Below are 25,496 nucleotides of genomic sequence, written 5' to 3'. Positions count from 1 at the left end.
AGGAAGGTCACGCATGCGCATACTTCTCATCGAGGACGACAAGACGATCGGCGGCGCCGTGCGCGATCATGCGTCGGCCGACGCGCATGCCGTCGACTGGGCGATGTCACTCACCGATGCACGCGGCTTCGCCGACGTCGCGGCCTATGGGCTGGTGCTTCTCGATCTGCAGTTGCCCGACGGCAGCGGCATCTCCTATCTGCGCGACATGCGCAGCCGTTCCGATACCACCCCGGTGATCGTTCTCACCGCGCGCGACCAGATTTCCGACCGCATCGAAGGGTTGAATTCGGGCGCCGACGACTATCTGGTGAAGCCGTTCGACCTCGGCGAACTGTCGGCGCGCATCCATGCGGTCGCGCGGCGCTACAGCCAGCAGAGCGCGCCACAGATAACGATCGGTGCCATCACCATCGTGCCGGCCGAGCGCAGGATAAGCCGCGACGGCGAGCCGCTCGAACTTACCGCGCGGGAATGGGCGGTGCTCGACAGCCTGCTCAGCCGGCCAGGGTCGATCGTCTCGAAAGCGCGGATCGAGGATGCGCTTTACGCCTTCGGCGCGGAGATCGAGAGCAACGCGGTCGAGGTCTATGTCAGCCGGCTGCGCAAGAAACTTGGCGCCGAAACAATCGCGACCGTCCGCGGCATCGGCTACAGATTGGCTGCTTCATGACCCGCAGGCTGATGCTGTGGCTCACCGGCTCGACGATCCTGTTCTGGATCCTGGCGGCCGGTCTCGGCGCATTCGTCATGCGCGAGGAATTCGACGAGGTTTTCGACAGCAGCCTGCAGGAAACCGCCGAGCGCCTGATGCCGCTGGTGGTCGACGATCTCTTTCAACGCGACAGCCTCGACGAGCCGAGGCGCGTCGCCAGTGGAAGCGAGAACGATGAATATCTGACCTACCAGGTCCGCGACGCGCAGGGCACAGTGCTGTTGCATTCCCACGACGCTCAGCCCGAGCCGTTCGATGCCCCCCTTCGGCGCGGCTTTTCGGACACCGCCACGCAGCGCATCTATACTGTGGATGCGGTCAGCGGCACGATCTTCCTGCAGGTCGCCGACAATCTCGAGGAGCGGCGCGAGGCGATGACCGAGGGGCTGCTGTCGCTCATGCTGCCCATCGTTCTACTCGTGCCGCTCAGCATGGTGAGCATCTGGTATTTCGTCAGGCGCTCATTAAAGCCGTTGGGTGCCTTGCGGCGGGAGATCGGCGCGCGCGACGGCGGCAATCTGGAGCCGATGGCGGTGGATGGCCTGCCGGTCGAACTGCAGCCGATCAACATCTCGGTGAACAGGTTGCTGGAGCGGCTGCGGACCGCTCTGGAAGCCGAACGGGAATTCGCCTCCAACAGCGCCCATGAACTGCGCACGCCGATCGCCGGCGCGCTCGCCCAGACACAGCGCCTGATTGCCGAACTGCCGGCCGGCCCGGAAAGGAGCCGGGCGCGCGCCATAGAGGCGTCGCTGTCGGCGCTGAGCCATCTGACCGAGAAACTCTTGCAACTGGCCCGGGCCGATTCCGGCATCGGCGCGTCGACGGCGCCAGTCGATGTCATGGCAGTCATCCAGCTCGTGGCCGAGGATTTCAACCGCATGTCGGAACACGCCGGCAAACTGGAGCTTCGTCTGGACGGCATCCAGGAGGACGCGCCCTTTCTTCGGCGGGTGGATGCCGACGCGCTCGGCATCATCCTCAGGAATCTGATCGAGAACGCGCTCCTGCACGGCGATCCGGACGGGCCGGTGAGCCTGACGATTTCAGCGGACGGAACGCTCACCCTAGCGAATGCGGGTCACGTCGTCCCGCAACCGCAGCTTGGGCAGTTGACCAAGCGGTTCAAGCGCAACAATTCCTCCGCTCCCGGCTCGGGCCTCGGCCTGGCGATCGTCGATCGGCTGGCGCGGCAGATGGGCGCCAAATTGATGCTCGCATCGCCAGCCCGTGGCCGCGAAGACGGCTTCGAAGCGGAACTGAGCCTGCCGCCTTGAAACCCGGCAGCGCTCAGCCCACGCGGCCGGCGAGTTCGAAAATCTCGATCCCCTCGTTGCGGCCCTTGGCCTTGGCAACGCCGAGGCTGCGGAACTGGAATGACCCGTCGCTGCGCTCGCGCACCGCGCCGCTGACCAGGATGGTCGTGCCGTACTCCTTGTTCATGCCTTCGAGACGGGAGGCAACGTTCACCGTGTCGCCCATCGCGGTATATTGGCGGCGGGCCTCGGCGCCGACGCTGCCGACCACCGCCTCGCCGGTGTGCACGCCGAAGCGCGTCACCAGTTCGGGCCGGCCCGCCAGGCGGTTGGCCTCGTTGAAACTGTCGATAGCAGCCTTCAATTCCAGCGCGCAGCGGCAGGCGTCGTCGACATGGGTGGGATCGGCTACCGGCGCGTTCCACATCGCAAAGATGGAATCGCCGAGATACTGGACGATCACCCCGTTGTGGCGCTCGACGATCGGGTTCATCAGGTCGAAATAGGTGGAAAGCATGCCGACCACCTCCTCGGGCGAGTGCTGCTCGGAGATGGTCGTGAAATCGCGAATGTCGGTGAACAGAACCGTGGCCTCCTGCCGGATCGCCTTTCCGGCATTCGCCTGTCCTGATGCCACGATATTGCGGACGAGCTCGCGCGGCACATAGAGCGCGAAGGTGCGGATCGCCTCGCGGGCCGAGGACAATGCGCGGGACAGCGTGTTGATCTCCGCGATCCACGAGAAGCCGGCAGGCTGCGCCTTGAAGTCCAGATTGCCGATCTGGCGCGCGTCCTCCGACAGGGCCAGCAGCGCCCGGCTGATCAGCCGCGCCACGACGATGGCGACGAGAATGCCGGCGACCAGCACGATGCCGGTGATGATCAGGTTCTTCGTCAGCAAGCGCTGGGTCGGGCCGACGAAGTCCGACAGCGGCGCGGCGATCACGATGGTGTTGCCGCGCAAAAGGTCGGAGAAGCCGACCGACGATATGCGCGCGATATAGGGTTGGCCGTCGACGTCGAAGCGGGCGGTCCGGTCATGGCCCTCGGTGATGACGCGCAGCTCCTCGCGGATCGGATCCAGCGCCGGATCGGTCGTGGCGGAGGTCTGCCCGGCCTTGCCGGTCCCAAGCAGGCCCTCGAGCACCTGTCCCATGATCGCCTCGTCGGAATGGACGATCAGCTTCCTTTCGCTGTCGAAGACATAGCCGCGCGCGTTTTCGGACACCGCTTCGCGGTCGAGCAGCCGGCTGATCGTCTCGAGCAGCAGGTCGACGCCGACCACCACCTTGCGGTCGGCGGCCATCGGCGCGGCAAGCGTCAGCGCCAGCGATTTCGTCGTCGCCGTCACATAAGGCCCGACCGCGACCGGTTCGCCACCATTCGACGCCGCGCGATACCACGGTCGCTTGCGCGGATCGTAGGACACCTGATCGGTCGACCGTTCGCCGACTACCGTGCCGTCCCTTTCCAGGAAGCGCCAGGTGGAGACCGGGCCGGTGTCCGTGCGATCAATCGTGCGGACCGCGAAGGCTGTGCCGGTGGGCACATCGAGGGCACTTGCCCAGCCCGGATTGCGCTCGACCGCGACCGCATGCAGAAAGCCGCCGTCGGGATAGCCGACATAAAAGCCGTCCATATAGGGCGAGCCTTCGAGCGTCTTGACCAGCAACTCGGTCTTTGCTTCCAGGTCGACCGAAGGCGGCGAGAGCAGCGGCTTCAGCACCGAGGCGACGGTGACGGTGGAATAACCGTCACCGAACAGGCTGCGATAGCGGTCGATCGTGTGCTGGCTGAGCTGGTTCATCCGCTCTTCGGCAGTCGCCAACGCCATGCGCCTGCCCTGCTCGTAAGTCAGCCCCATCAGCGGGGCGGATATGCCGATCAACAGCAGGATGATGACGATGCTGAGATGCAGCCGGAGCGGCCTGACCCACGGCGTCGGGGCTGGAGGGGCATCGTGATTCGGCGATTCGACCGAAAGCGAAGAGCGCGCCTCGGCGGAGGCCTCGTCAGTCACAGGACTAGCGGACGGCGTCGATGACGCCGGAATCTGCCGCGACACTCTACCGCTTCCCGTCGCATTCGTCGAACACGGGCCGCGGCGGGACTACGGAAAATCCGCGAGGACCAGTCCGGCGGCCCGCGAACGACAACCCGTCGCCCTCGCGCGGGATTTGAGTCCTGATCGGCATAGATGCTCCCCTCCAGGCGACTTTGCAGCAAATTCACCCGGTTGCCAAAGCATTTTGTCCGCTGCGCCCGCTCTGGCGCCGGCTAAGCACTGTTTTGCTCGTTTGCTTACCGGCTCCGCCTCGATCCGGCACGGCGACAAGGGAAGTTCGCGGCTCTCCGCAACAACACATATCTGCCGGCGTCAGATCGGCATCCGCCTGCGGACCGAGGACAGCGCCAGCGCTCGAACGTGATGCCGACACTGCGTAGCAGGCGAGGCGGCCAATAGGTCAACGGCGGAACCGCCCGCCTCCTCCGCCGCCGTGGAAGCCGCCGCCACCACCCCGGAAACCGCCGCCGCCGTGGAAACCTCCACGATCGAAATTGCCGCCGTTGAACTGCGGATTGAATTCCGAGCGGCGTGCAAGTGCATTCTGATTGCCGGCCATGCGACCGGCGCGATCGTAACCGAGATGATCCGGGGCGACCGGCTGGATCTTGCGCTGCTGCGACGGGCGATTGGCGCCCGGCGTGCCCTGGCCCTGCTGGGCCCGATTGGCCAGGTTCGAACCGCCATCACCCAACTGCTGCCCGGGCTTCCTTCCATTGTCGGTGTCGGGTTTCTGGATCGGGGTCCAATCGCCGTCGGAGCGCTTCTGCCACTGGCCATCCTCGCGCCGGTAGACGTTGCCGTCGCGGCCGGCATAGATGTCGCCGCCCTGGCCCTGCGCGGCGAAACCATGATTGCCATTCGAGCTGTTCCAGCGGACGCCCTGCCCTCCGGCGGCGGTCGAGCCGCCGCTGGCGCGCGCCCAGTCCGACCCGTGCCGCACACTTGCCGAGCCCCACGAACCGTAGACATTGGTGCCGCCGCGGGCGATGGCCCCCGTATCCGTGCGCGGATTGTAGGCGGCGATGAAGCCGCGCTCTCCAGCCGGTCCGGCCACCGCCGCGCCGCGGATATAGGTGCCTGTGCGCGGGTTGTAGCCGGCGCCGGCGACGATGCCGCGATACGGGCCATAGGCGTAGCCATAGCGCCCGAACGTGCCGCGCGCCGGGTTGTAGAAGGCCCCGACCCCGTAGGTGACGGGCCTCGGATAATATGGCCAATAGCCGTTGTGCCAGTTGGTGTCCCAATAGTCGGGATAATACCAGCCGGTGCCGTATACCAGGGCATCCCAAGCCAGATAGGCGCCGAGATAACCCATCGTGTAGCCGTACCAGACTGCACCCGGCTCCGTCGAATAGACGCGAACGTAGGTGGCGTTGTAGACCGGCGACGAAGCCGGAATCGTATAGATCTGGTCGGGCACCGCGGTGGCGACGACGAACGGCCCGGTCGGGCTGTCGCCGACAAACCAGACACCGTCCTTCAGCACGAAATATTTCGCGCCGACCTGGATGACCGTTTCGTTGGTGTTGACGGCATATTTGAGCGACGTACCCTCGATCGGCTCGAACTTCGGATCGCCGCTATAGGCGACGTCGACCTTGACCGATCCATCGGTCAACACCCGCGCCATCTGCGGAATGCTTGCCTTGAGCCTCGCCTCGGCATTCTCGGAGGTTTTTGGCACGGACGAACGGACGCTCGCATAGGGCGCATCGTCGGGAATGTTCTGGAAATCCTCGGGAAGGTCGGGCGTCGCGAAGGTCCAAGGACCGTCAAGCGACTTCGCCGAGAACCAGCGGCCGGAGATCAGCACATACCAGTTGCCGCTCGCCTTCTGGAAAAACACGTCGCCGTCGCTGTTCGACGCCCATTCCAGGCCGGTTCCGGCAACCGGTTCTAGCTTGGGCTCGCCATCGAAATTGATCAGTTCGGAAGGCGTGTCGGAATAGACCACCTTGGGGACGACGCCGTCGGCGAACGGCGCGGGCGGCATCGCGGCGCGCGCGTCCTTCCAACTGTCCTCGTCGGGAAGTTTCGACAATGCATCGGGCAGCGCGGTCGCCGTCTGCCAATCGCCGTCCAGCGCTTTCGCGGCCAGCCAAGATTTCTCGTCGCGCAGGAAATAGCTCTGATCGGCATCGATCTTGAACAGGTCCCAGTTGGTGTTGACGACGAAGGAGAGGCCCGGCGCGCCCTTGACCGGCGCCACAACCGCCTCGCCATCGGTCTGCAAGAGCACGGCGGGCGATTTGGATATGAAGATCGGCGGCGGATCGGACTTCAGTCCCTTCGCATCATCCATCCGCTGGTAGTCGGCGAGGCTGGCGGTGAGCCGCTCCTCCGTCACCGTGACCGATCCGGTCGGCAGGAGCTTTCCGACTTCCAGTGCGAAATCGGCAAGCTGCGACCGGTCGAGCGCGGAAAAATCCAACTGCGTGATCTTGATGTCGGAGATCACCACCTCCCCCGCGTCGGGATCGGTCTGAGTCTTGCCGGTCAGGCCGATGACGCCGAAAACCGGTTTGGCATCCTTGTTCGCCTTGTATTCGGTCGCCACCAGCGCGGAAAGGTCCGTGAACTTGTCCCAGCTCGAAACCTGCGGCTGGTAGAGCACGATCTCGGCGCCTTTGTCGGTCGTGTAGGATCGCGGCCAGCCCGGCCGGCCGGTATCCTCCTCGTTCACATATTTGCCGCTGACGAAACCGGTCGTGCCTTGATACGTCACCGCGCACCAGCCACCGGCAGCGTCGCATTCGGCGAGGTCGACCTTGGCATCCTCGGGAATCAAGCCAAGACTCTGGTAAGAGGTTCCCGGTCCGGATCGGAGATTGACCTTGGTGGTGACGGTGGCCGGCCCGGCGAAAGCCGCCGCCAGGACAAAGCCTTGAAGAAGAGTGGCGAGCGTGATGATGCGCATCTGATATCTCCGGGCGCGGATTTGGATAGAATAACCCAGCAATGCGACTCGCCGCAAACGAGGCTGCGCTAAAGAGCAGGAGCACGTCTCACCTCATCAAGATATAGGCCAGCGCCTCTGCTCCTCTTGTCAGACAGCGAGCCACGCCGTAGCTTTCAACCGCTTCTCGCATCCTGTGTCCTGGGGTGTCGAGCACGGCTGGAAATGCCAACACCGGAGGGACGGGTCATGGGCAACCTGGCACGACCGATTTGTGGCGGGTGCGCGCAATGAACGCCCCCGGCGCTTCTGGTGCGGACGCCACTTCGCTCGCCTGCCCGCCTGATATGGCCTACATTCCGGGCGGCATGTTCCGTATGGGCTCGAACAGCCACTATGCGGAGGAAGCTCCGTCGCACCGGGTGCGCGTCGACGGGTTCTTTATCGACAAGGCGCCCGTGACCAACCGCCAGTTCAAGGAATTCGTAAAGGCGACCGGCCATGTGACGGTCGCGGAGAAGGTGCCAGACGCCAAGGACTATCCGGGCGCCCTGCCGCATATGCTGTTCGCGGGCTCGCTGGTCTTCCGAAAATCCGCCGGCCCGGTTGACCTTAGGAACTGGAGCAACTGGTGGGAGTTCACGCGCGGCGCCAATTGGCGGCATCCGCTCGGGCCGGGAAGCGGCCTGTTCAAGAAGGACAACCACCCCGTCGTTCATGTCGCCTATGCCGACGCGCTGGCCTATGCGCAATGGGTGGGCAAGGACCTGCCGACCGAGGCCGAATGGGAATTTGCGGCGCGCGGCGGGCTCGATGGCGTCGAATTTGCCTGGGGCGACGAATTCACGCCCGGCGGCAAGCACATGGCGAACACCTGGCAGGGCGAATTCCCGCATCAGAACCTGCTGGCCGACGGCCATGAACGGACGTCGCCGGTGCGGAGCTATCCGCCTAACGGCTACGGCCTCTACGACATGATCGGCAATACCTGGGAATGGACCTGCGACTGGTGGTCGACCCGGCATCCGGCTGACGAGGCGAAGGCCTGCTGCGTCCCGCTCAATCCGCGCGGCGCCCCGGAAGAGGGCAGCTACGATCCCCGCCAGCCAAACAGCAGGATTCCGCAAAAAGTACTGAAAGGCGGCTCGCATCTCTGCGCGCCGAACTACTGCCGCCGCTACCGCCCGGCGGCGCGCCACGCCGAGGCGGTAGACACCTCGACCAGCCATGTCGGTTTTCGCTGCGTGATCAGGCAAACCTAGATGATCAAAGATCGATTGCGGAACCAATAGCAGTTCGTCACAAGACCAGGCCCCCACTGGAGGATCACAATGCACCGCTCGTTTGCGACGCTGAGCAGGCGGACCTTCCTGGCGGGCCTGCTTGCGCTTGGCCTTGCCGCCTTCCAGCAATCCCCCGCCCTGGCGCAGACCGATCCGCTGCCGTCGTGGAACGAAGGCGCCGCAAAGACGGGGATTACCCAGTTTGTTCAGCGCGTTACGACGCAAGGCGGATCGGACTTCGTGCCGGTCGAGGAACGCATCGCCACGTTCGACAATGACGGCACGCTATGGACCGAGCAGCCCATTTACTTCCAGATCGCCTTCGCGGCCGACCGCGCCAAGGCGCTCGCGCCTGACCATCCCGAATGGAAGACGGAGGAACCGTTCAAGACGCTGCTGGAAGACGGCATCGAGGCCCTGGCAGCGGTCGGCGAAAAGGGCCTGCTGGAGATCGTGGCTGTGACCCACAGCGGCATCAGCACGCAGGAATTCTCCAAGATCGTCCTCGACTGGATGCAGACCGCGCGCCATCCGCGCTTCAACCGGCCCTACACCGATCTCGTCTACCAGCCGATGCTGGAACTGATGACCTATCTGCGCGCCAACGGCTTCAAGACCTTCATCGTGTCGGGCGGCGGCATCGAGTTCATGCGGCCGTGGACGGAAAAGATCTACGGCATCCCGCCCGAGCAAGTGGTCGGCTCCTCCGGCGTGACTGAATTCCAGATCGATGCAGACGGCAAGCCGGTGCTGATAAAACTGCCCAAGGTCGAATTCGTCGACGACGGACCGGGCAAACCGGTCGGCATCAACCGCTTCATCGGACGCCAGCCGATCTTCGCGTTCGGCAATTCCGACGGCGACCTGCAGATGCTGCAATGGACCGCGGCCGGAAGCGGCGCCCGCTTCATGGGCATCGTCCACCACACCGATGCCGAGCGCGAATGGGCATACGACCGCGCATCGCCTGTCGGCAGGCTCGACAAGGCCTGGGACGAGGGTATCAAGCGCGGCTGGACCATTGTCGACATGAAAGCCGAATGGAAGGTGATTTACCCCTTCGAAAAGCAGTAGCGTCGGCAAGGTGCACCGCAGCGCGCAACCGAGCCAAGCGACCAATGACCCGCATTCGCACCGCGCTGGATTTGCTGTTTTGACCGTAGGCCCGATCCCCGACTATTTCATTCCGCCGCCTGCAAGCGTGACGTATCGAGGATCGACTTGATCTCGGACCGGCAAGAACCGCAATTCGTGCCGGCGCGCATCATTTTTCCAACCTCCTCGACACTGCCGCAGCCCCCCGTTATCGCGGCGGCAATCTGATTGATGCCGACGCTGAAGCAAGAGCAGACGATGCGGCCGACGGCGGGCATCGGCACCGGCGCGCGCCCGGACAGCAGCGCCCGGCGATCGGATGGCGACAGCAGCTCGCCCGATGCCAGCAGCGACAACAGCCAGTCGCGCGCGGGCAGTTGTCCTGGGCGGGCGACCAGCAGCGCCTCGGCGAGTGTGCCGGCCGCATCCGTAGCTGCGGCGCGGAAGGACTGGCCGCGCCGGTCGGTATATTCGAGCAACTGATCGCGCGGGACGACATCAAGCAGCCCGCGCGCAAGCAGGATGCCCTGGTCCGGAGACTCGGTGCCGCAAAGCTCGTAGACCCATCCGCCGGCGACAGCAGCGCGGCTCCAGTGGACAAAACCGGTCGGGCGGAGGTCGCGGCGGGTGATCAGCACGCCGGCCCATTCGACCGGCTCGCGGGAAATCCGAACGGGCACATGCTTCAGTTCGGGCTGTCCGGAGATCGGGTCGGCAAACGGCGTCGAAAGCGGCCCGGCCGCCGCGTTCGCGGCGAACCGGCCGCTCCAGTGCATCGGCAGAAAGGCCTCGCCACGGCGCTGGGTCTCGGTAATGCGCACCTTGGCGCGGGCGCCGCCATAGCGGCTGTCGAGCCGGGCGAGATCGCCTTCCCGCAGGCCGATTTCGGCGGCGTCGGCCGGGTTGATCTCCAGCGCCGGCTCCGGCGCATTCGCCATCAGCCGCGGCACGAGGCCGGTCCGCGTCATCGTATGCCATTGGTCGCGCAGGCGGCCGGTGTTGAGCGCGATTGGATGGGCGGCATCCACCGGCAGCGCCGGTCCTTCCTGGCGCACCGCGACGAAACGGGCTCGACCGTCTGGCGTCGGAAAGCGGCCATCCGCCAGCAGCCTTTCGGCGCCTTGGATCGAACCCCGCCGCCGCTTAGGCCAATTCTGAGGGGAAAAGGCCTCGTAGCCGGCGTCGCTCAGATCGGCGAGATCGCCGATGTCGAACAGCCGAGCGCCTTCGTTTTCGAATGCCGACAGGGCGGCATGCTCGCGAAAAATCGCCGCCGGCCCGGAATAGTCGAAGGCTTCCGAAAATCCCATGCGTCGCGCCACTTCGGTGGCGATCCACCAGTCGGGACGGGCCTCACCGGGCCTAGCCGCAAAGGGAAGCTGGCGAGACATGCGCCGCTCCGAATTGGTGACGGTGCCGTCCTTCTCGCCCCAGCCGGCGGCGGGCAAAAGCACGTCAGCGAAGCGCGTGGTGTCGGTCCGCACGATGTCGGACACAACCACAAAGTCGCATTTCTTCAGCGCCGCGCGCACCCTTCCCGCGTCGGGCATGCTGACGGCGGGATTGGTGCCCATAACCCACAGCGCCTTGATTGGCCCGTCGGCGGCCGCCTCGAACATGTCGACGGCCTTCAGCCCGGCGCGCCTCGCCGTTCGGGGGGCGTTCCAGAAACGGGCGACGCGGTCGATATCCGTCGGGCTGTCGAAGCCCATATGGGCGGCAAGCTGGTTGGCGAGGCCGCCGACCTCGCGCCCGCCCATGGCGTTGGGCTGGCCGGTGACGGAGAACGGCCCCATGCCAGGCCTGCCGATGCGGCCGGTGGCGAGGTGGCAGTTGATGATGGCGTTGACCTTGTCGGTACCGTGGGCCGACTGGTTGACACCCTGGCTGTAGACGGTGACCGAGCGCCCGGTCGCCGCGAACCAATTGTAGAACCGCTCCAAATCGCCAGCAGCGACATCGCATCCCTCCGCAACCCGCCTGACCGTCGGCGCATCGGCGCCCGCCAGCGCGCTCGCGGCGTCGAAGCCGTTCGTATGGGCGGCGATGTAGGCGGCGTCCACTGCACCGGTGCGCGCCAGATGCGCCAGCAGGCCGTTGAACAGCAGCACATCCGTGCCCGGCTTTATAGCCAGGTGCAGATCACAGTCGGCGACCGTCGCGGTGCGGCGCGGATCGACAACGACGATCCTTGTTCCACGGGTTCCGCGAGCTGCGAGCAGGCGCTGATAAAGCACAGGGTGACACCAGGCGGTGTTCGAGCCGGTGAGCACGACGAGGTCGGCCTGCTCGAAATCCTCGTAAGTGCCCGGTACGATATCCTCGCCGAAGGCACGCCGGTGACCCGCGACGGACGAGGCCATGCACAGCCGGGAATTCGTGTCGATGTTGCCCGAGCCGATAAAACCCTTCATCAGCTTATTGGCGACGTAATAATCCTCGGTCAGCAACTGGCCCGACACGTAGAAGCCAACGGAATCCGGGCCATGCGTCGCTATCGTCTCAGAAAAGCGGCGCGCGACGAGATCGAGCGCGGCATTCCAATCGGCCCGCTTGCCCCCGATTTCCGGGTGCAGCAGACGGCCGTCAGGGCCCAGCGTCTCGCCGAGCGCCGAGCCTTTCGAGCAGAGTTTCCCGAAATTGGCGGGATGGTCGGGGTCGCCACGCACGGCAACGCTGCCGTCCGCGGCGACCCGCGCCAGCACGCCGCAACCCACCCCGCAATAGGGGCAGGTGGTCCTCACCTCGCGTGCTTCCTGCATTGGTCAGGCGGCCCTCAGCGCCGCGGCGCCGAGCGCGATCGAGATGCGGCCGTCCTCGACCTTGACCGGGACGGTTCGGACCGCACCCTCATCCGCACCCTGCGCCTTGCCGGTTTCCAGCGAGAATACCCAGTTGTGCAGCGGACAGGTGACCGCTGCGCCATGCACGATGCCCTGGCTGAGCGGCCCGCCTTTGTGCGGACAATGATCGTCGATGGCGAAGACTTGGTCTTCCGCCGTGCGGAAGATGCCGATCTTGCCTTGGGGGGTGTCAACGCAGCGCGCGCCGCGCTGCGGAATGTCGGCGAGCATACCGATGGGTGTCCAGGTCATCATATTTCTCTCTTGTCGCGGGGCACCGGCCGGTTTGTTGTTCTCACGGACGAGATCACTCCGCCGCCTCTGCAAAACCGACCGTCGCCAGCGGCTGGAATTCGTGCTTGTCCTTGCCGGAGACGCGCTCCGACCAGGGGTCGACCTGCGCGAATTTTTGGCTGAAGACGAAGCGCTCGTAGTAGGCTTTCCGCCTTTCGACATCGTCGAGGATCTGCCGCTTGATCTCAGCCGTGCCTATGCGCTTCGCCCATTTGTAGATACGCTCGAGATAGCGCGCCTGCTCGCGGTACATCTGCGTCAGCGCGACGATGACCTCCAGCGCCTCGTCCTCGCTCTTCACCAGGCCCAGAACCTCGGTGCCCTTGATGTCGAGGCCGGCCGCACCCGCGAAATGGATCTCGTAGCCCGAATCCACGCAGATCACACCGACGTCCTTGCAGGTCGCCTCCGCGCAGTTGCGCGGGCAGCCGGACACCGCCATCTTCACCTTGGCCGGCGTCCACGAGCCCCACATGAACTTTTCGATGCGGATGCCCAACCCTGTCGAATCCTGCGTGCCGAACCGGCACCAATCGGTGCCGACGCAGGTCTTCACCGTTCGCAGCCCCTTGGCGTAGGCCTGGCCCGAGACGAAGCCGGCCTTGCCGAGATCGGCCCAGACCGCCGGCAGGTCCTGCTTGCGGATGCCCAGCATGTCGATGCGTTGGCCGCCGGTGACTTTCACCGCCGGTATCGCGAACTTGTCGACGACATCGGCGATGGCGCGAAGCTCCTTCGACGAGGTCATGCCGCCCCACATGCGCGGCACGACGGAATAGGTGCCGTCCTTCTGGATGTTTGCGTGGACGCGCTCGTTGATGAACCGCGACTGGTAGTCGTCGGCATATTCGTCCGGCCAGTCTGCGACGAGATAGTAGTTGAGTGCCGGCCGGCATTTGGCGCATCCGCAGGAGGTCTTCCATTGCAACTCCTGCATGACGGCGGGGATAGTCTTCAAGCCTTTCGCCTTGATCAGCCGGCGTACGTCATCGTGGCCGAGCGTGGTGCAGCCGCACATGGGCTGCACGGTGGCGGGGCTGTAGCCGTCGCCGAGCGTCAGCTTCAGCAACTGCTCGACGAGGCCGGTGCAGGAGCCACAGGAAGCAGAGGCCTTGGTGTGGGCGCGGACATCGTCGAGGCCGGTCAGACCCTTATCGGTGATCGTGCTGGTGATCTTTCCTTTGCAGACGCCGTTGCAGCCGCAGATTTCCGCATCATCCGCCAGTGCCGCAACGGCCGCCAGAGGGTCCGCGGAGGCACCCCCCTGGAATGCCTGCCCGAAGATCAGCGTATCGCGCATCTCCGAAATATCGGTCTGCTTCCTCTTCAGGTCGTTGAACCAGGAGCCGTCGCCGGTCTCTCCGAACAGCACGGTGCCGATGATCCTGTTGTCCTGCAGGATCAGCCGCTTGTAGATGCCGGCCGAGGCGTCGCGTAAAATGATCTCCTCGCGGTCTTCCCCATCGGCGAAATCGCCGATGGAATAGAGGTCGATGCCGGTGACCTTCAGCTTGGTCGGCGTATCGGAATGAACGAAGCGTTTGTCTTCGGCTTCGGCCAGAAATGCGGCCGCGACACGGGCCATCTCATAGAGAGGCGCGACGAGGCCGTAGACATGGCCGCCGACCTCGGCACATTCGCCGAGCGCGAAGATCGTCGGGTCGGAGGTCCGCATGCGGTCGTCGGTGACGATGCCGCGATTGACCCCCAGTCCGGCTTCCTTGGCGAGCGCCACGTTCGGCCGGATGCCGACGGCCATCACCACCAGCGTCGCCGGGATGATCATGCCGTCGGCAAGTTCCACGCCTTCGACCTTGCCATCGCCGACGATCGCCTTGGTGTTGGCCTTGGTGATCACCTTGATGCCGCGCGCCTCGACCGCCTTCTGCAACAGGTAGCCGGCCGCGGGATCGAGTTGCCGCTCCATCAGGGTCGGCATGACATGCAGCACGGTGACCTCCATGCCGCGTTCCCTGAGGCCGGCCGCGGCCTCAAGTCCGAGAAGCCCACCGCCGATCACCACCGCTTTTGCCCGGGACTGGGCCGCGAGCAGCATGGCGTTGACGTCGTCGAGGTCTCGGTAGCTGAGCACGCCGGGCAGATCCTTGCCCGGCACAGGGATGATGAAGGGCACTGAACCGGTGGCGATCACCAGCCGGTCGTAGCTCTCGGTCACGCCGTGGTCGGAGGTGACCGTCTTCGCCTCGCGGTCGATGGAAACGATCCTGTGGCCCTTGTAGAGCGTGATGCCGTGTTTGATGTACCAGCCGTCGCCATGGATGACGATCTGCTCAAAGTCCTTCTCCCCGGACAGCACCGGCGACAGCATGATGCGGTCGTAATTGACGCGCGGTTCGGCGTTGAAGATGGTGACCTGGTAGCGGTCGGGCGCGGCCTCCAGCAGGTGCTCCAGCATCCTGCCCGGTGCCATGCCATTGCCGATGATGACGAGTTTTTCGGTCATGTCGCGGCCTCCTGGTTCACTCGGCCGCCGCGACGAGCGACGGCGCGCGCGCCGTGGCATCGCGGTTCATCCGCAGGATCGCAGCGTGCATCCAGGCGAGGCAGGCCGCCACGACCACGAACAGCAGCATGAAGCAGCTCGACCAGACGCCGGTCAGGTCGTTGAGCGCGCCGAAGGCGATCGGCAGCACGAAGCCGCCGAGGCCGCCGATCATGCCGACGAGACCGCCGACGGCGCCGACGCTGTCGGGATAATAGACGGGAATGTGCTTGTAGACGGCGGCCTTGCCGATCGCCATGAAGAAGCCCAGCACAAAGGCAATGGCGATGAACGCCAGCCAGCCGATTTCGAAGTGGAAGGCGATCGGGCCATCGATGCCACGCACCGTATAGTCGGTAGTCGGCAGCGCCAGCACCGCGCAGCACACCGCCGACACGACGAAAGTCCAGTAGAGAACGGTGCGTGCACCGAGCCGGTCGGATAGCACGCCGCCATAGGCGCGGAAAATCGAGGCCGGGATCGAATAAGCGGCGCCGATCATGCCAGCGGTGGCGATGTCGAAGCCGTAGACGCCGATCAGGTAGCGCGGCAGCCACAGCGCCAGCGCCACAAAGCCGCCGAAGACGAAGAAGTAGTAGAGGCCGAAGCGCCAGACCTGCAGATTCTTCAGCGGCGCGAATTCCTGCCAGAAACTCTTTGCGACGCGATTTGCGCCGGCCCGGCGCGCCCGGATCACCGGGTCGTCCTCGGTGCCGAACCAGAAGATCAGGGCCATGAAGGCAAGCACGCAAGCCCAGATCACGGCGACGTCCTGCCAGCCCCAGGCCAGCAGCACGAAGGGCGCCAAAAACTTCGTCACCGCCGCGCCGACATTGCCGACGCCGAAGATGCCGAGCGCCGTTCCCTGCTTCCCTGCCGGGAAGAAACGTGAGACATAGGCGACACCGACCGCGAAGGAGCCGCCGGCCAGTCCGACCCCGAGGGCCGCAACCAGCATCTGCGCGTAGGTCTGCGCGAAGGCGAGCAGGAAAGTCGCGATTGCCGCGGCCAGCATCGTTGCGGTGTAGACGAGGCGCCCGCCGAAACGGTCGGTCCAGACGCCGAGCACGATGCGCACCAGCGATCCGGTGAGGATCGGCGTGCCGACCAGCAGACCGAACTGCGTTTCGCTGAGGCCGAGTTCCTGCTTGATGCGCACGCCGATGATCGAAAAGATGGTCCACACGGCGAAGCAAACGGTGAACGCGATGGTGGACATGGCAAGCGCCCGTGCCGAGGCTTTGTCCTGGCTTGGCGCGGCTGGGAAAGTTTCTGTCATTGTCGGCTCCGTTGGGCGGCGTGCGGGCCACGCCGGCTGGATCGCGAAAACAAAAAAGCCGCCGGCCAAGTCTTCGCCTCCGGAAGTCCGGGATCGCGTTTCGACTTGAGCGGCAGCTTTGCCTGGGAGACGCCCGCCATTGGACGCCGATATTTTTGGCCCGAGGGCCTCGTTAATATCGAAGCACGAACCGTGCCAGTTCGTACGATCAGAAATAAGTCATTCGTTTTCAGCTATTTATGGATAGATATCGGTTCGGCCGAATTCGGCATAAGCGGTCAAACGATAGTCATTTGCCCATCGGATTGCCCATTTATTGTGCGGCGCACAAACTTGCCTGCTCGATGATCATGACACGTCAGACCGACGCTGCGCAGCGATGTAGGCGTCGAGCTGGTCAGGATCGAACAGGCTTCCGTCGAAGAAACCGTCCGGCTCAAGCGTCAGGCTGGCGCCGGCCGAGCCGACAGGTATCTCCGCCCTCAAAGCGCCTTCCACCTTGGCGTTGGCGCCGGGCAGCGCTACGCCGAGCGGTTTCAGCGCCTCGCGGTAGAGGTCCGGCCTGTATGTTTCGCGGGCGATCGCAGCAGTGGCAGCGCTGTGCTCGACTTGCCCCCAGCGCGCCATCTGGCTGTAGAACCACAGCGCGTGACTTTTCCACGGAAAGGTTGCCGCCTTTGCCAGAGGCACAAAGAAGTCCGCGACGTCGACCGTGGTTTCGGGACTGGTGAGCAGCCGGCCCGACAGAGCCGGCAGCATCCATTCGGCCGGCCGGCCGACATAGGCAGGCGACGCCAGCATTCCCGACAGTTCGATACGGTTGGCGGGATCGGCGCACCATTGCGCCGCTCGGTATAGCGCGCGCAACAGCGCTGCCAGCGCCTCCGGCCTGGCCTCCGCCCAGGATTGCGCGACGCCGAGCACCTTTTCCGGGCTGGAGCGCCATATCGCCGCCTTGACCGTTGCGATGTGGCCGTGGCCGAGGATGACGGCAGCAGTGTTCCACGGTTCGCCGACGCAATAGCCGTCGATCGCGCCCGAACCCAGCGCATCCGCCATCAGCGGCGGCGGCACGATGACGATCTCGACGTCGCGCTCAGGATCGACGCCGCAGCCGGCAAGCCAGTAGCGGAGTTCGTAGTTGTGTCCCGAATGCGGATGCACCACGGCAAAGCGCGGCGACGGCCTGCCCGCGCGAGACCGCTCCGCAACCACCTTCTTCAGCGCGGCGCCGACCGAGCGCGGCGCCAGGTCATCGGTCGCTCCATGAACCGCCATGGCCTGCCAAAGCGCGTTGGAGACCGTCACCGCATTGCCGCCCAGCCCCAGCGCCATCGGTGCCACGGTGCGAGCGGCAAGCGGCGTCAGCCCGAGATTGCAGGCAATCGGCATCGGTGCCAGCATATGCGCAACCTGGAAATGGCCGACAGCGAGGCGGTCGCGGATATTGGCCCACGACGTTTCGCGCACCAGCGTGAGTTCTACGCCTTCGGACTCGGCAAAACCCCTTTCCCGCGCGGCGACCAGCAGAGCGCTGTCGAGCAGCGGCAGGAATCCGGCGGCGATCTGGTGGGCGGCCGTCATGCGTCGTCTCCCGGCCCCAACAGCCCGGCGGCAGTGACCAGGCTGCGCGCGATCTCGCCGATCCTGCGGTTCTGGTTCATCGCCGTCTTGCGCAGCAGCGCATAGGCTTCCGCCTCCGGCATCCCGCGCGACTTCATCAGGATGCCCTTCGCCCTGTCGATGACCTTTCGGTCCTCGAGTTCATTGCGCGCATCCTCCAGTTCGCGCGACAATCGCGAAAAAGCGTTGAAGCGGCTTATGGCAAGGTCGAGGATCGGCTTGACGCGCTCGCGCTTCAGCCCGTCGACGATGTAGGCCGACACGCCGGCATCGATCGCCGCTTCGATCGAAGCGCTATCGGATCGGTCGACGAACATGGCGATCGGCCGTTTCACCGCGCGCGAAAGCTGGAACATGTTCTCCAGCATGTCGCGGTTGGGGTTTTCCAGGTCGATGACGATGACGTCGGGGTTGATCTCGGCGATGCGCCGGACGATGCCGGCAACGTCATGCACCAACGTCACGTCGTCATGGCCGGCCTCGCGCAGCCCCGCCTCGATGATCGCGGCGCGGATACGGTTCTCGTCGATGACCAATATGGCGAGGGACGATGGGGCCATGCCGCATTTTGCGCGGCGCCAACGATTGTGCAATGCGGCATTTGTGATGGCTGGCCTCAGCGATGCGAGGCCAGCGCTTGTATCCATGGCGGACGAAAAGTTAGGCGAATATCTCCGCGAGTTCCCTGACGTCGGCGCCTTCCTTGACGTAGCGCAGTTCGACATAAGTAACCGCGACGGCAATCGAGATCAGGATCGTCGACAAAGCAGAGACCAGCGCAAACAGTACCGCCCCGATCAGTCCTCCCGTGAGCGTCGCGGCAACGCCGACCACAAGGGTCACAGCCAGTTGCAGCACGATCAGCGCGATGTAGAAAATTACGATGAGACCGAGGATGCGCCAGCGATTGCCCTTCGTCAGGGTCGCGCTGCGCGACATGCTGTCCAGCACGCCGCGCCGTTCCTGAACCAGGACCGGGATCGCAACCGACCAGCGAAGCAGCAGGTAGATGCCCGGGATCACCAGCAACATGAAGCCGATCATGAGACCCAGATAAACGAGAATCGACAGCCCTATGATCGGCAGAAGCACCGAGATTGCCCTGCTTATGCTGTCGCTGAACGTAGGCTGCTTGCCGTTCAGATCCTCGATCGTCGCACGCACCAAGGCTGACTGGAGGATGGAGGCAAGTACCATATAGATCAGGAATGCGCCGAGACCGGTACCGATAGAAGACGGATCGAACTGCGGCGGTACGCCGCCTTCAGCGGCCGCAAGCGTGGCCTCGACCTGCCCCTGCGTCCAGAGCTGATAGAGAAAGCTTGGAATGCCGGAAAAAATCGCCGCCAGCCCGATGCAGAGGCCAAAATTGCGGCCGAGCACGCTGAACGTGTCACCGAACACCCGGCCGATGCGGAATGCCGCCGGCCGGTCGTAACTTGCCATGGTCATGTCGCCCTCTCCCTTTTGCAGCATCCGCCCGGCTGCGTTTCCACGTAAGGTTGCCAATCTTGCTACACTTCGTCCAGCCTTGCTTGCATTTTTCAGACAAGATTGTCAGTGATTGCAGCGGTCGCGCGGAGCATTCATGGATCAGACCGAGGCAACTCTGGAGGGAACGGCCGGGCGGCTGGCCGAGGCCCATCGGGAATTGCTCGCCGACGGTTCGATCCAATTCGACCTGCCCGCCTATATGCCGCCCAAGCCGCCTGAATGGCTGGAACCGCTGGTCGATGTCTTTCGGTGGCTGGCACCGTACTTCATCTACATGTTCTGGACTGCCGTCATCGCCGGCGCGGCGGTGATCCTGCTGCTGATCGTCCTTGAACTGAGGGGTGTCGCCTGGCGCTTCCCTTGGCAACGCGATGCCGTCGAGCGAGAACCGCAGGAAACCTGGCACCCGGACGTAGCGAAGGCGCAAATCCTGCTTTCGGAGGCCGATGCGCTGGCCGAGGCAGGGCAGTATGACGAGGCGGTGCATCTGCTCCTGCAACGCAGCGTAGAAGACATCTCCACCCGCCTGCCGGATTTCCTGCGTCCGTCGCTGACGGCCCGCGACATCGCCGCCGCGGCTTCCCTGCCGTCGCGGGCTCGCGGCGCCTTCTCGCAGATCGCCGCAATCGTTGAGGCCGCGCTGTTCGCGAAAAAGCCGGTCGGCCCCGAGGGCTGGCGGGAAGCACGCGGCGCCTATGAACGTTTCGCCTTCAAGGATGCCTGGGCGTGAGCGTCGAGGCAACTTCCCAAACAGCGGGGGCCCCGTTCAACCGGCGCACCGTGTTCTGGGGCGTGCTCGCCAGCCTGCTGGCGGCAGCCGGTTTCGTCCTCCTCTCCACCTATGCTCCGGACTTCCGCCTTGGGCAGCAGGGCGGTTCCTCGGCTTTGTCGAAAAGCGGAACCGGCTTCGCCGGCTTCGTAGAACTGATGACGCTGCTGGACGACGAGCCTGAGACCGCGCGAAGCCTGGATGAACTCTATTCGGACAGCCTGGTCGTCGTGACCATCTCGCCGCAGAGCGACCCGGAAGCCTTGAAGGAAATCCTGGAAGTGCGCTCGGGAAGCGAGACGCTGTTCGTCCTGCCGAAATGGAGCACTTCGCCGCTTCTCTCTCATGAAGGCTGGGAGATGCAGCATGGACGGCTCTCGGCAGCTACGGTGGATCAGTGGCTCGCCCGTTTCCTGGAAACCAAAATCGGCTCGGACAAGGTGACGGTCGATCGCCTCATGGCTTCTGGCGGCCGTTTCGTTGCCCCTGCTCCCAAGGATCTGCAATGGGCTTCGGCGGATAACGCGCTGATCTCGGCCGGACCCGGCAAAGGCGTCCTGATCGAGGCCAGGGACGAGCCGTTCTTCGTACTGACGGACCCGGACCTGCTCGACAACGCCGCGTTGAAGGACCCGGAACGGGCAGCGGCGGCGATCGGCCTGATCGACATGATCCGGCCAAACAGCGACCCTGTCATCTTCGACCTCACGCTGCACGGCGCGAACCGCAAGCACGATCTGCTGAAGCTGCTGATCGAGCCGCCTTTCCTCGCCCTGACGCTGTCCGTCCTCGCCGCAGCCGCACTGGCCGTCCTTCACGGGCTGGGACGCTTCGGTCCACCCGCGCCGGAGACGCGGGCGATCCCTTACGGAAAGAAGGCGCTGGTCGAGACCACGGCGACACTGATGCGCCGGGCCGGACGGCTCGACCGGCTCGGCGGACGCTACGCCGCACAGATGCGCCAGCGCGCCGGGGCATTGCTCGGTGCCCCGCACGGCATGCAGGGCGATGCCCTCGACCAATGGCTGGCGACCCGCGACAGGCAAGAAGCGGACGGCTATGCAAAGCGGGCAGAAGCGTTGCGCGGCGCCGCGGACGAAACGGCGCTGACGGCGGCGGCACGAGGGCTGCATCAATGGATATCGAGGAATTTACGTGAACGTCGATGATGTGAAGACTGTCGCCGCCGGCATCAGGGCGGAGGTCGCCAAGGCGATCACCGGCCAGGCCGACACGATCGACCTGATGCTGACCGCGCTTTTCGCCGGCGGCCACATATTGCTCGAAGGTCCGCCGGGCACCGCCAAGACCATGATCGCCCGCTGCTTCGCCCAGGCGCTCGGCATCGCCTATGGCCGCATCCAGTTCACGCCCGACCTGATGCCCGGCGACATCGTCGGCTCCAACATCTACAATTTCCAGACCGGACAGTTCACGCTGACGCGCGGCCCGATCTTCTGCGACCTGCTGCTCGCCGACGAAATCAACCGCACGCCGCCGAAGACCCAGGCGGCACTTCTTGAAGCCATGCAGGAAAACGCCGTCACCTTCGACGGCACCACGCACTCGCTGGGCAGCAACTTCATGGTCGTCGCCACCCAGAACCCGATCGAGCACCAGGGTGTCTACCCGCTGCCCGAGGCGCAGCTCGACCGCTTCCTGTTCAAGCACCGTGTCGCCTATCCCGGCATCGAGGAGGAGCGCGCCATCATCGCCCATCACGGCGGCGGCGGCTCGCACAAGATCGAAAGCTTCGACATCGCGCCGCAGCTCGACGGCGAGGCGCTGCAAGGCGCAATCGCAACGGTGGGGTCGGTCACGCTGGTCAACGAGGTCATCGGCTACATCGCAAAACTGGTGCGCGCCACCCGCGACAGCGCCGAACTGGAAGTCGGCGCCAGCCCGCGCGCCGGCGTGATGCTGGCCAGAGCCGCCCGCGCCCGCGCAGCCCTCGACGGCCGCAACTACGTCATCCCCGACGACGTAAAGACGCTGGCCGTGCCGGCGCTGCGGCATCGCGTCGTGCTGTCGCCCGCCGCGCAGATCGACGGCCGCGAGGTCGAGCAGATCGTCGGCGATCTTGTCGACGCAACGGAGGTGCCGCGTTGATCTATCCGAGCGGCCGGTCGGTCTGGGCGGCCGCCCTCGGCGCGGTGCCGGCCTTTCTTGTGGCACTGGCGCTGCCGTCGGTCTGGTATCTCGGACTGCTGTGGATCTGCCTGCTGCTGGCCTTCGTCCTGGTCGACGTCACCGCCGGACCCGGCCGCGCCTCGCTGGTGGCCAGTCTGCAATCGACCCCGCAGGTCGGCATTGGCGGACGTTTTCCCGTATTCATCAGCGCGCGTTTCACCAATGGCCTGCCGGCAAAGATCGAAGCCCGGCTGGCGCACGACACGCGGCTCGAACCGATCGGCGAGGCCGGCGGCACGCTCCGCCCAACGCCCGAGGGCGGTGCGCTGGAGCTGCATTTCCATGCGCTGCGGCGCGGCATGGCGAGCCTCGACCGGCTGTGGCTGCGCTGGCCCGGTCCCTTCGGGCTGGTTTGGAAACAGGTCGCCCTGCCTTTCGACAACAAGGTCGCGGTGCTGCCCAACATCGCCGGCGTCCGCGACGAAGCAATCCGGCTCCTGCAGCGCGAGGCGCTGTCCGACGGGCAGGAACAGCGCCGCGCCGGCCAGGGCCGAGAATTCGAATCGCTGAAGGATTACCAGCCCGGCATGGGCCGGCGCATGATCGACTGGAAGCGCAGCGCCCGCCACGGCAAGCTGGTCGCCCGCGAGTTCCGCGTCGAGCAGAACAACAACATCGTGCTCGCCATCGATTCCGGCCGGCTGATGTGCGAGCCGATCGATGGCGTGGCGAAAGTCGACCGTGCCGTCACGGCGGCGCTGCTCACCGCCTTCGTCGCGCTAAAGGGCGGCGACATGGTCGGCCTGTTCAGCTTCGACGCGCGCCCGCGTGTCGTCGGCAAGGCGGTGCGCGGCTCGACCGGCTTCTCGCTGATCCAGAAACGCGCCGCCGAGATCGACTATTCCAACGAAGAAACCAACTTCACCCTCGCCTTGACGACACTGTCGGCCCAGCTCGACCGGCGCTCGCTGGTCGTCATCTTCACCGACTTCGTCGATCCGATCAGTGCCGAGCTGATGCTGCGCACTGTCGGGCGGCTGACCGAGCGGCATATGGTGCTGTTCATGCTGATGAAGGACGAGGAACTGGAAACGCTCTCCGACACGCAGCCGGAGAAAGCAGAGGACGTGGCGCGCTCGGTCATCGCCGGCGGGCTTCTGCGCGAGCGCGAGGTGGTCATAGCCAAATTGAGGCGGCTTGGCGCGCATGTCGTCGAGGCGGATCACCGCCGGCTCGGCCCGGCTCTCGTCCAGCATTATCTCGACCTGAAGCGGGGGGACGTGTTGTGAGCGTCCCTGTCTCCGTTAACGGCGTGCGCCAGTCGCTGGCCAGCTTCCGCTCCGACCGCGAAGCCGACTGGAAGGCGTTCGACGATCTCCTGACGCGCGCCGAAAAACACGCGCCCAAATCGCTCACCGACGAGGAACTGCTGTCGCTCCCCATACTCTACCGATCGACGCTGTCGTCTCTGTCGGTGGCGCGCGCAACCTCGCTCGACAACGCCCTGATCGGCTACCTCGAGTCGCTTTGCCTGCGCGGCTATTTCTACCTCTACGGCGCGCGGCGCGGCCTGATCGAGCGCATGGCCGCCTTTTTCATTCACGACTGGCCGGGCGCGGTGCGCGACCTCTGGCGCGAAACGCTGGTCTCGGTTGGCCTGATGCTGCTCGGCGCGGTGGCGGCGTTCCGACTGGTCGCCTCCGACAAGACGTGGTTCGACGCCATCATCCCGGCGGCACTTGCCGGCGGACGCGGCCCAGACGCCTCGGTCGACTGGCTGCGCGAGGGCCTCTATGATGCCGGCGGCGGCTATCTCTCCACCTTCGCCGCCTATCTTTTCACCCACAATGTCCAGGTGTCGATTCTCGCCTTCGCGCTCGGCTTCGCGCTAGCGGTGCCGACAGTGCTGCTGATCCTGATGAACGGCTGCATCCTCGGCGCGATGTTCCAGGTCTATTGGTCGAAGGGACTTGGCTTCGAACTCGGCGGCTGGCTGGTGATCCACGGCAGCACCGAGCTTTTCGCCATCTGCATCGCCGGCGCGGCGGGAATGCGCATCGGCACCCGCATCGCCTTTCCCGGTGAACTCACGCGCATGAAAGCAGCCGCCAAGGCTGGGCGGGTCGCGGCAAGCGCCATGGTCGGCGTCGCCATCATGCTGCTGGCCGCCGGGCTGCTCGAGGGTTTCGGCCGGCAGACCATCACCAGCGATTTCGCCCGCTACGCGATTGGCGGCGGCTTCCTGGCGCTGTGGATCGTTTATTTCTACCTGATCCGAGCGGACCGAGATGGCGAAGCTTAGACGCCGGGAGGCGATATCCCGCGTCCGGCCACTGGTGACGCCGGAGGGTGTGGATTTGAAGGTGACGCTGGCCGATGCCGGCACCCGCGCCAGCGCCTTCCTTCTCGACGCCGTCATCATCATGGTGGCCGGCCTCATCATCACCATCGTCGCCTTCATGGGCCTCGGGGGACTTGGGTTCGACAGATCGGAGCCGGTGGTCGTCGTCTGGATCGTGCTCATATTCTTCCTGCGCAACGCCTATTTCCTGGCTTTCGAAGCCGGCAGAAGCGCGCGGACGCTGGGCAAACGCATCATGGGCATCCGCGTCGCCTCGCGCGACGGCTCGGGCCTCGCTATCGACCAGGTTATCGCCCGCAACCTGATGCGCGAGATCGAGGTCTTTTTACCGCTCTCCATGTTGGTCGCGCAGGCAGGCTCCGGCCTCGCAGACACACTGACGACGGTGTTCGGGCTGGCGTGGGCACTGATCTTTGCCCTGTTCCCGCTGTTCAATCGCGACAGGCTGCGCATCGGCGACCTGCTCGCCGGAACGTGGGTGATCGAGGCTCCGAAACGTGTGCTGGCCGACGATCTGACGAAACATACCGATTTCGCCGCCAGCACCTATCGCTTCACGCCCGCGCAACTCGACGTCTACGGCATCGCCGAGTTGCATAAGCTGGAGGAGATTCTTCGCGGCGACAACGACTCGGCTCTCGAGACGGTCGCGAGGGCGATCGGCGACAAGATCGGCATGCCTTACCGGGGCTACCGCGCCCGCCCCTTCCTCACCGCCTATTACACCGAACTGCGCGCGCATCTCGAACGCAAGCTGCTGCTGGGAAAGCGCCGCGCCAGCAAGCACGAAGCCGTCTGACTTTCGGTCGGACAAACACGCGCCACGTCCTGAGGTAAAGACACAACCGGACCGTCATTCCGGGTCGATTTCCTGCCCCGAAAACCC

General features: G+C 65.0%; 19 protein-coding genes. 10 read left to right on the top strand and 9 right to left on the bottom strand.

Going from position 1 to position 25,496, the window contains the following annotated elements; all coding sequences use genetic code 11:
- Positions 1-13 precede the first annotated feature (13 nt).
- Together ABMA59_RS12605 and ABMA59_RS12600 are read left to right on the top strand one after the other, a co-directional pair.
- Positions 14-673 carry a response regulator gene (locus tag ABMA59_RS12605; protein WP_349005711.1) on the top strand — a complete coding sequence of 220 codons (660 nt, stop codon included), beginning with the start codon at positions 14-16 and terminating at the stop codon, positions 671-673.
- Positions 670-1,992: an ATP-binding protein gene (locus tag ABMA59_RS12600; RefSeq protein WP_349005710.1), complete on the top strand. Its 1,323-nt coding sequence runs from the start codon at positions 670-672 to the stop codon at positions 1,990-1,992. The genes ABMA59_RS12605 and ABMA59_RS12600 overlap by 4 nt, the downstream gene beginning before the upstream one ends.
- Before the next feature lie 13 nt (positions 1,993-2,005).
- Here ABMA59_RS12600 and ABMA59_RS12595 read toward each other — a convergent pair whose 3' ends face one another.
- Entirely contained in the window at positions 2,006-3,991 is a 1,986-nt protein-coding gene (locus tag ABMA59_RS12595; protein ID WP_349005709.1) for an adenylate/guanylate cyclase domain-containing protein, read from the bottom strand.
- Positions 3,992-4,436: 445 nt separating this feature from the next.
- On the bottom strand, positions 4,437-6,956 hold the full coding sequence (locus ABMA59_RS12590; RefSeq protein WP_349005708.1) for an SH3 domain-containing protein: 2,520 nt from the start codon (positions 6,954-6,956) through the stop codon (positions 4,437-4,439).
- 269 nt (positions 6,957-7,225) lie between these two features.
- On the opposite strand from ABMA59_RS12590, the gene ABMA59_RS12585 reads away from it, so the two are divergent.
- Entirely contained in the window at positions 7,226-8,197 is a 972-nt protein-coding gene (locus tag ABMA59_RS12585) for a formylglycine-generating enzyme family protein (RefSeq protein WP_349005707.1), read from the top strand.
- Between the two features lie 69 nt (positions 8,198-8,266).
- A complete protein-coding gene (locus ABMA59_RS12580) occupies positions 8,267-9,292 on the top strand; it encodes an HAD family hydrolase (RefSeq protein WP_349005706.1) in 1,026 nt (341 codons plus the stop codon).
- A 107-nt stretch (positions 9,293-9,399) separates the two neighbouring features.
- Here the strand turns inward: ABMA59_RS12580 and ABMA59_RS12575 are convergent, their stop codons facing one another.
- The 7 genes from ABMA59_RS12575 to ABMA59_RS12545 form a co-directional block, all read right to left on the bottom strand.
- Positions 9,400-12,075, bottom strand: a complete 2,676-nt coding sequence (locus ABMA59_RS12575) for a nitrate reductase (RefSeq protein ID WP_349005705.1) — start codon at positions 12,073-12,075, stop codon at positions 9,400-9,402.
- Between the two features lie 3 nt (positions 12,076-12,078).
- Positions 12,079-12,408, bottom strand: coding sequence for a nitrite reductase small subunit NirD (gene nirD / locus ABMA59_RS12570; protein WP_349005704.1), 330 nt, complete (start codon positions 12,406-12,408; stop codon positions 12,079-12,081).
- A 55-nt stretch (positions 12,409-12,463) separates the two neighbouring features.
- Positions 12,464-14,914 carry a nitrite reductase large subunit NirB gene (nirB, locus tag ABMA59_RS12565; protein ID WP_349005703.1) on the bottom strand — a complete coding sequence of 817 codons (2,451 nt, stop codon included), beginning with the start codon at positions 14,912-14,914 and terminating at the stop codon, positions 12,464-12,466.
- Positions 14,915-14,930: 16 nt separating this feature from the next.
- Entirely contained in the window at positions 14,931-16,232 is a 1,302-nt protein-coding gene (locus tag ABMA59_RS12560; protein WP_349005702.1) for an MFS transporter, read from the bottom strand.
- A gap of 348 nt (positions 16,233-16,580) precedes the next feature.
- Positions 16,581-17,816, bottom strand: coding sequence for a CmpA/NrtA family ABC transporter substrate-binding protein (locus tag ABMA59_RS12555; protein WP_349005701.1), 1,236 nt, complete (start codon positions 17,814-17,816; stop codon positions 16,581-16,583).
- Positions 17,813-18,415 (bottom strand): ANTAR domain-containing response regulator, encoded by a 603-nt coding sequence (locus ABMA59_RS12550; protein WP_349005700.1) that lies wholly within the window; start codon positions 18,413-18,415, stop codon positions 17,813-17,815. The genes ABMA59_RS12555 and ABMA59_RS12550 overlap by 4 nt, the downstream gene beginning before the upstream one ends.
- 100 nt (positions 18,416-18,515) lie before the next feature.
- Positions 18,516-19,307, bottom strand: a complete 792-nt coding sequence (locus ABMA59_RS12545; protein ID WP_349005699.1) for a glycerophosphoryl diester phosphodiesterase membrane domain-containing protein — start codon at positions 19,305-19,307, stop codon at positions 18,516-18,518.
- A 136-nt stretch (positions 19,308-19,443) separates the two neighbouring features.
- Here ABMA59_RS12545 and ABMA59_RS12540 point away from each other — a divergent pair, with 136 nt between their 5' ends.
- Genes ABMA59_RS12540 through ABMA59_RS12515 form a run of 6 tightly spaced genes read left to right on the top strand, consistent with a single transcriptional unit; the run spans position 19,444 to position 25,409 of the window.
- Positions 19,444-20,079 (top strand): DUF4129 domain-containing protein, encoded by a 636-nt coding sequence (locus ABMA59_RS12540; protein WP_349005698.1) that lies wholly within the window; start codon positions 19,444-19,446, stop codon positions 20,077-20,079.
- Positions 20,076-21,287: a DUF4350 domain-containing protein gene (locus tag ABMA59_RS12535; protein WP_349005697.1), complete on the top strand. Its 1,212-nt coding sequence runs from the start codon at positions 20,076-20,078 to the stop codon at positions 21,285-21,287. Before ABMA59_RS12540 ends, ABMA59_RS12535 begins: the two co-directional genes overlap by 4 nt.
- On the top strand, positions 21,274-22,227 hold the full coding sequence (locus ABMA59_RS12530) for an AAA family ATPase (RefSeq protein WP_349005696.1): 954 nt from the start codon (positions 21,274-21,276) through the stop codon (positions 22,225-22,227). The genes ABMA59_RS12535 and ABMA59_RS12530 overlap by 14 nt, the downstream gene beginning before the upstream one ends.
- Entirely contained in the window at positions 22,224-23,537 is a 1,314-nt protein-coding gene (locus ABMA59_RS12525; RefSeq protein WP_349005695.1) for a DUF58 domain-containing protein, read from the top strand. The genes ABMA59_RS12530 and ABMA59_RS12525 overlap by 4 nt, the downstream gene beginning before the upstream one ends.
- Positions 23,534-24,550, top strand: a complete 1,017-nt coding sequence (locus ABMA59_RS12520) for a stage II sporulation protein M (protein WP_349005694.1) — start codon at positions 23,534-23,536, stop codon at positions 24,548-24,550. The genes ABMA59_RS12525 and ABMA59_RS12520 overlap by 4 nt, the downstream gene beginning before the upstream one ends.
- A complete protein-coding gene (locus ABMA59_RS12515) occupies positions 24,537-25,409 on the top strand; it encodes an RDD family protein (protein ID WP_349005693.1) in 873 nt (290 codons plus the stop codon). The genes ABMA59_RS12520 and ABMA59_RS12515 overlap by 14 nt, the downstream gene beginning before the upstream one ends.
- The last annotated feature ends 87 nt before the right edge of the window (positions 25,410-25,496 follow it).

This window comes from Mesorhizobium yinganensis (assembly GCF_040081985.1).
Lineage (GTDB): Bacteria > Pseudomonadota > Alphaproteobacteria > Rhizobiales > Rhizobiaceae > Kumtagia > Kumtagia yinganensis.
Note: the sequence above shows the minus strand (reverse complement) of the source record. Positions and strands in the feature narration are given on the sequence as shown.

Coding starts and splice junctions, on each gene's coding strand:
- ABMA59_RS12575 (WP_349005705.1), bottom strand. CDS start 12,075: ATGCAGGAAGCACGCGAGGTGAGGACCACCTGCCCCTATTGCGGGGTG.
- ABMA59_RS12545 (WP_349005699.1), bottom strand. CDS start 19,307: ATGACCATGGCAAGTTACGACCGGCCGGCGGCATTCCGCATCGGCCGG.
- ABMA59_RS12515 (WP_349005693.1), top strand. CDS start 24,537: ATGGCGAAGCTTAGACGCCGGGAGGCGATATCCCGCGTCCGGCCACTG.
- ABMA59_RS12560 (WP_349005702.1), bottom strand. CDS start 16,232: ATGACAGAAACTTTCCCAGCCGCGCCAAGCCAGGACAAAGCCTCGGCA.
- ABMA59_RS12540 (WP_349005698.1), top strand. CDS start 19,444: ATGGATCAGACCGAGGCAACTCTGGAGGGAACGGCCGGGCGGCTGGCC.
- ABMA59_RS12555 (WP_349005701.1), bottom strand. CDS start 17,816: ATGACGGCCGCCCACCAGATCGCCGCCGGATTCCTGCCGCTGCTCGAC.
- ABMA59_RS12585 (WP_349005707.1), top strand. CDS start 7,226: ATGAACGCCCCCGGCGCTTCTGGTGCGGACGCCACTTCGCTCGCCTGC.
- ABMA59_RS12605 (WP_349005711.1), top strand. CDS start 14: ATGCGCATACTTCTCATCGAGGACGACAAGACGATCGGCGGCGCCGTG.
- ABMA59_RS12600 (WP_349005710.1), top strand. CDS start 670: ATGACCCGCAGGCTGATGCTGTGGCTCACCGGCTCGACGATCCTGTTC.
- nirB (WP_349005703.1), bottom strand. CDS start 14,914: ATGACCGAAAAACTCGTCATCATCGGCAATGGCATGGCACCGGGCAGG.
- ABMA59_RS12580 (WP_349005706.1), top strand. CDS start 8,267: ATGCACCGCTCGTTTGCGACGCTGAGCAGGCGGACCTTCCTGGCGGGC.
- ABMA59_RS12550 (WP_349005700.1), bottom strand. CDS start 18,415: ATGGCCCCATCGTCCCTCGCCATATTGGTCATCGACGAGAACCGTATC.
- nirD (WP_349005704.1), bottom strand. CDS start 12,408: ATGACCTGGACACCCATCGGTATGCTCGCCGACATTCCGCAGCGCGGC.
- ABMA59_RS12590 (WP_349005708.1), bottom strand. CDS start 6,956: ATGCGCATCATCACGCTCGCCACTCTTCTTCAAGGCTTTGTCCTGGCG.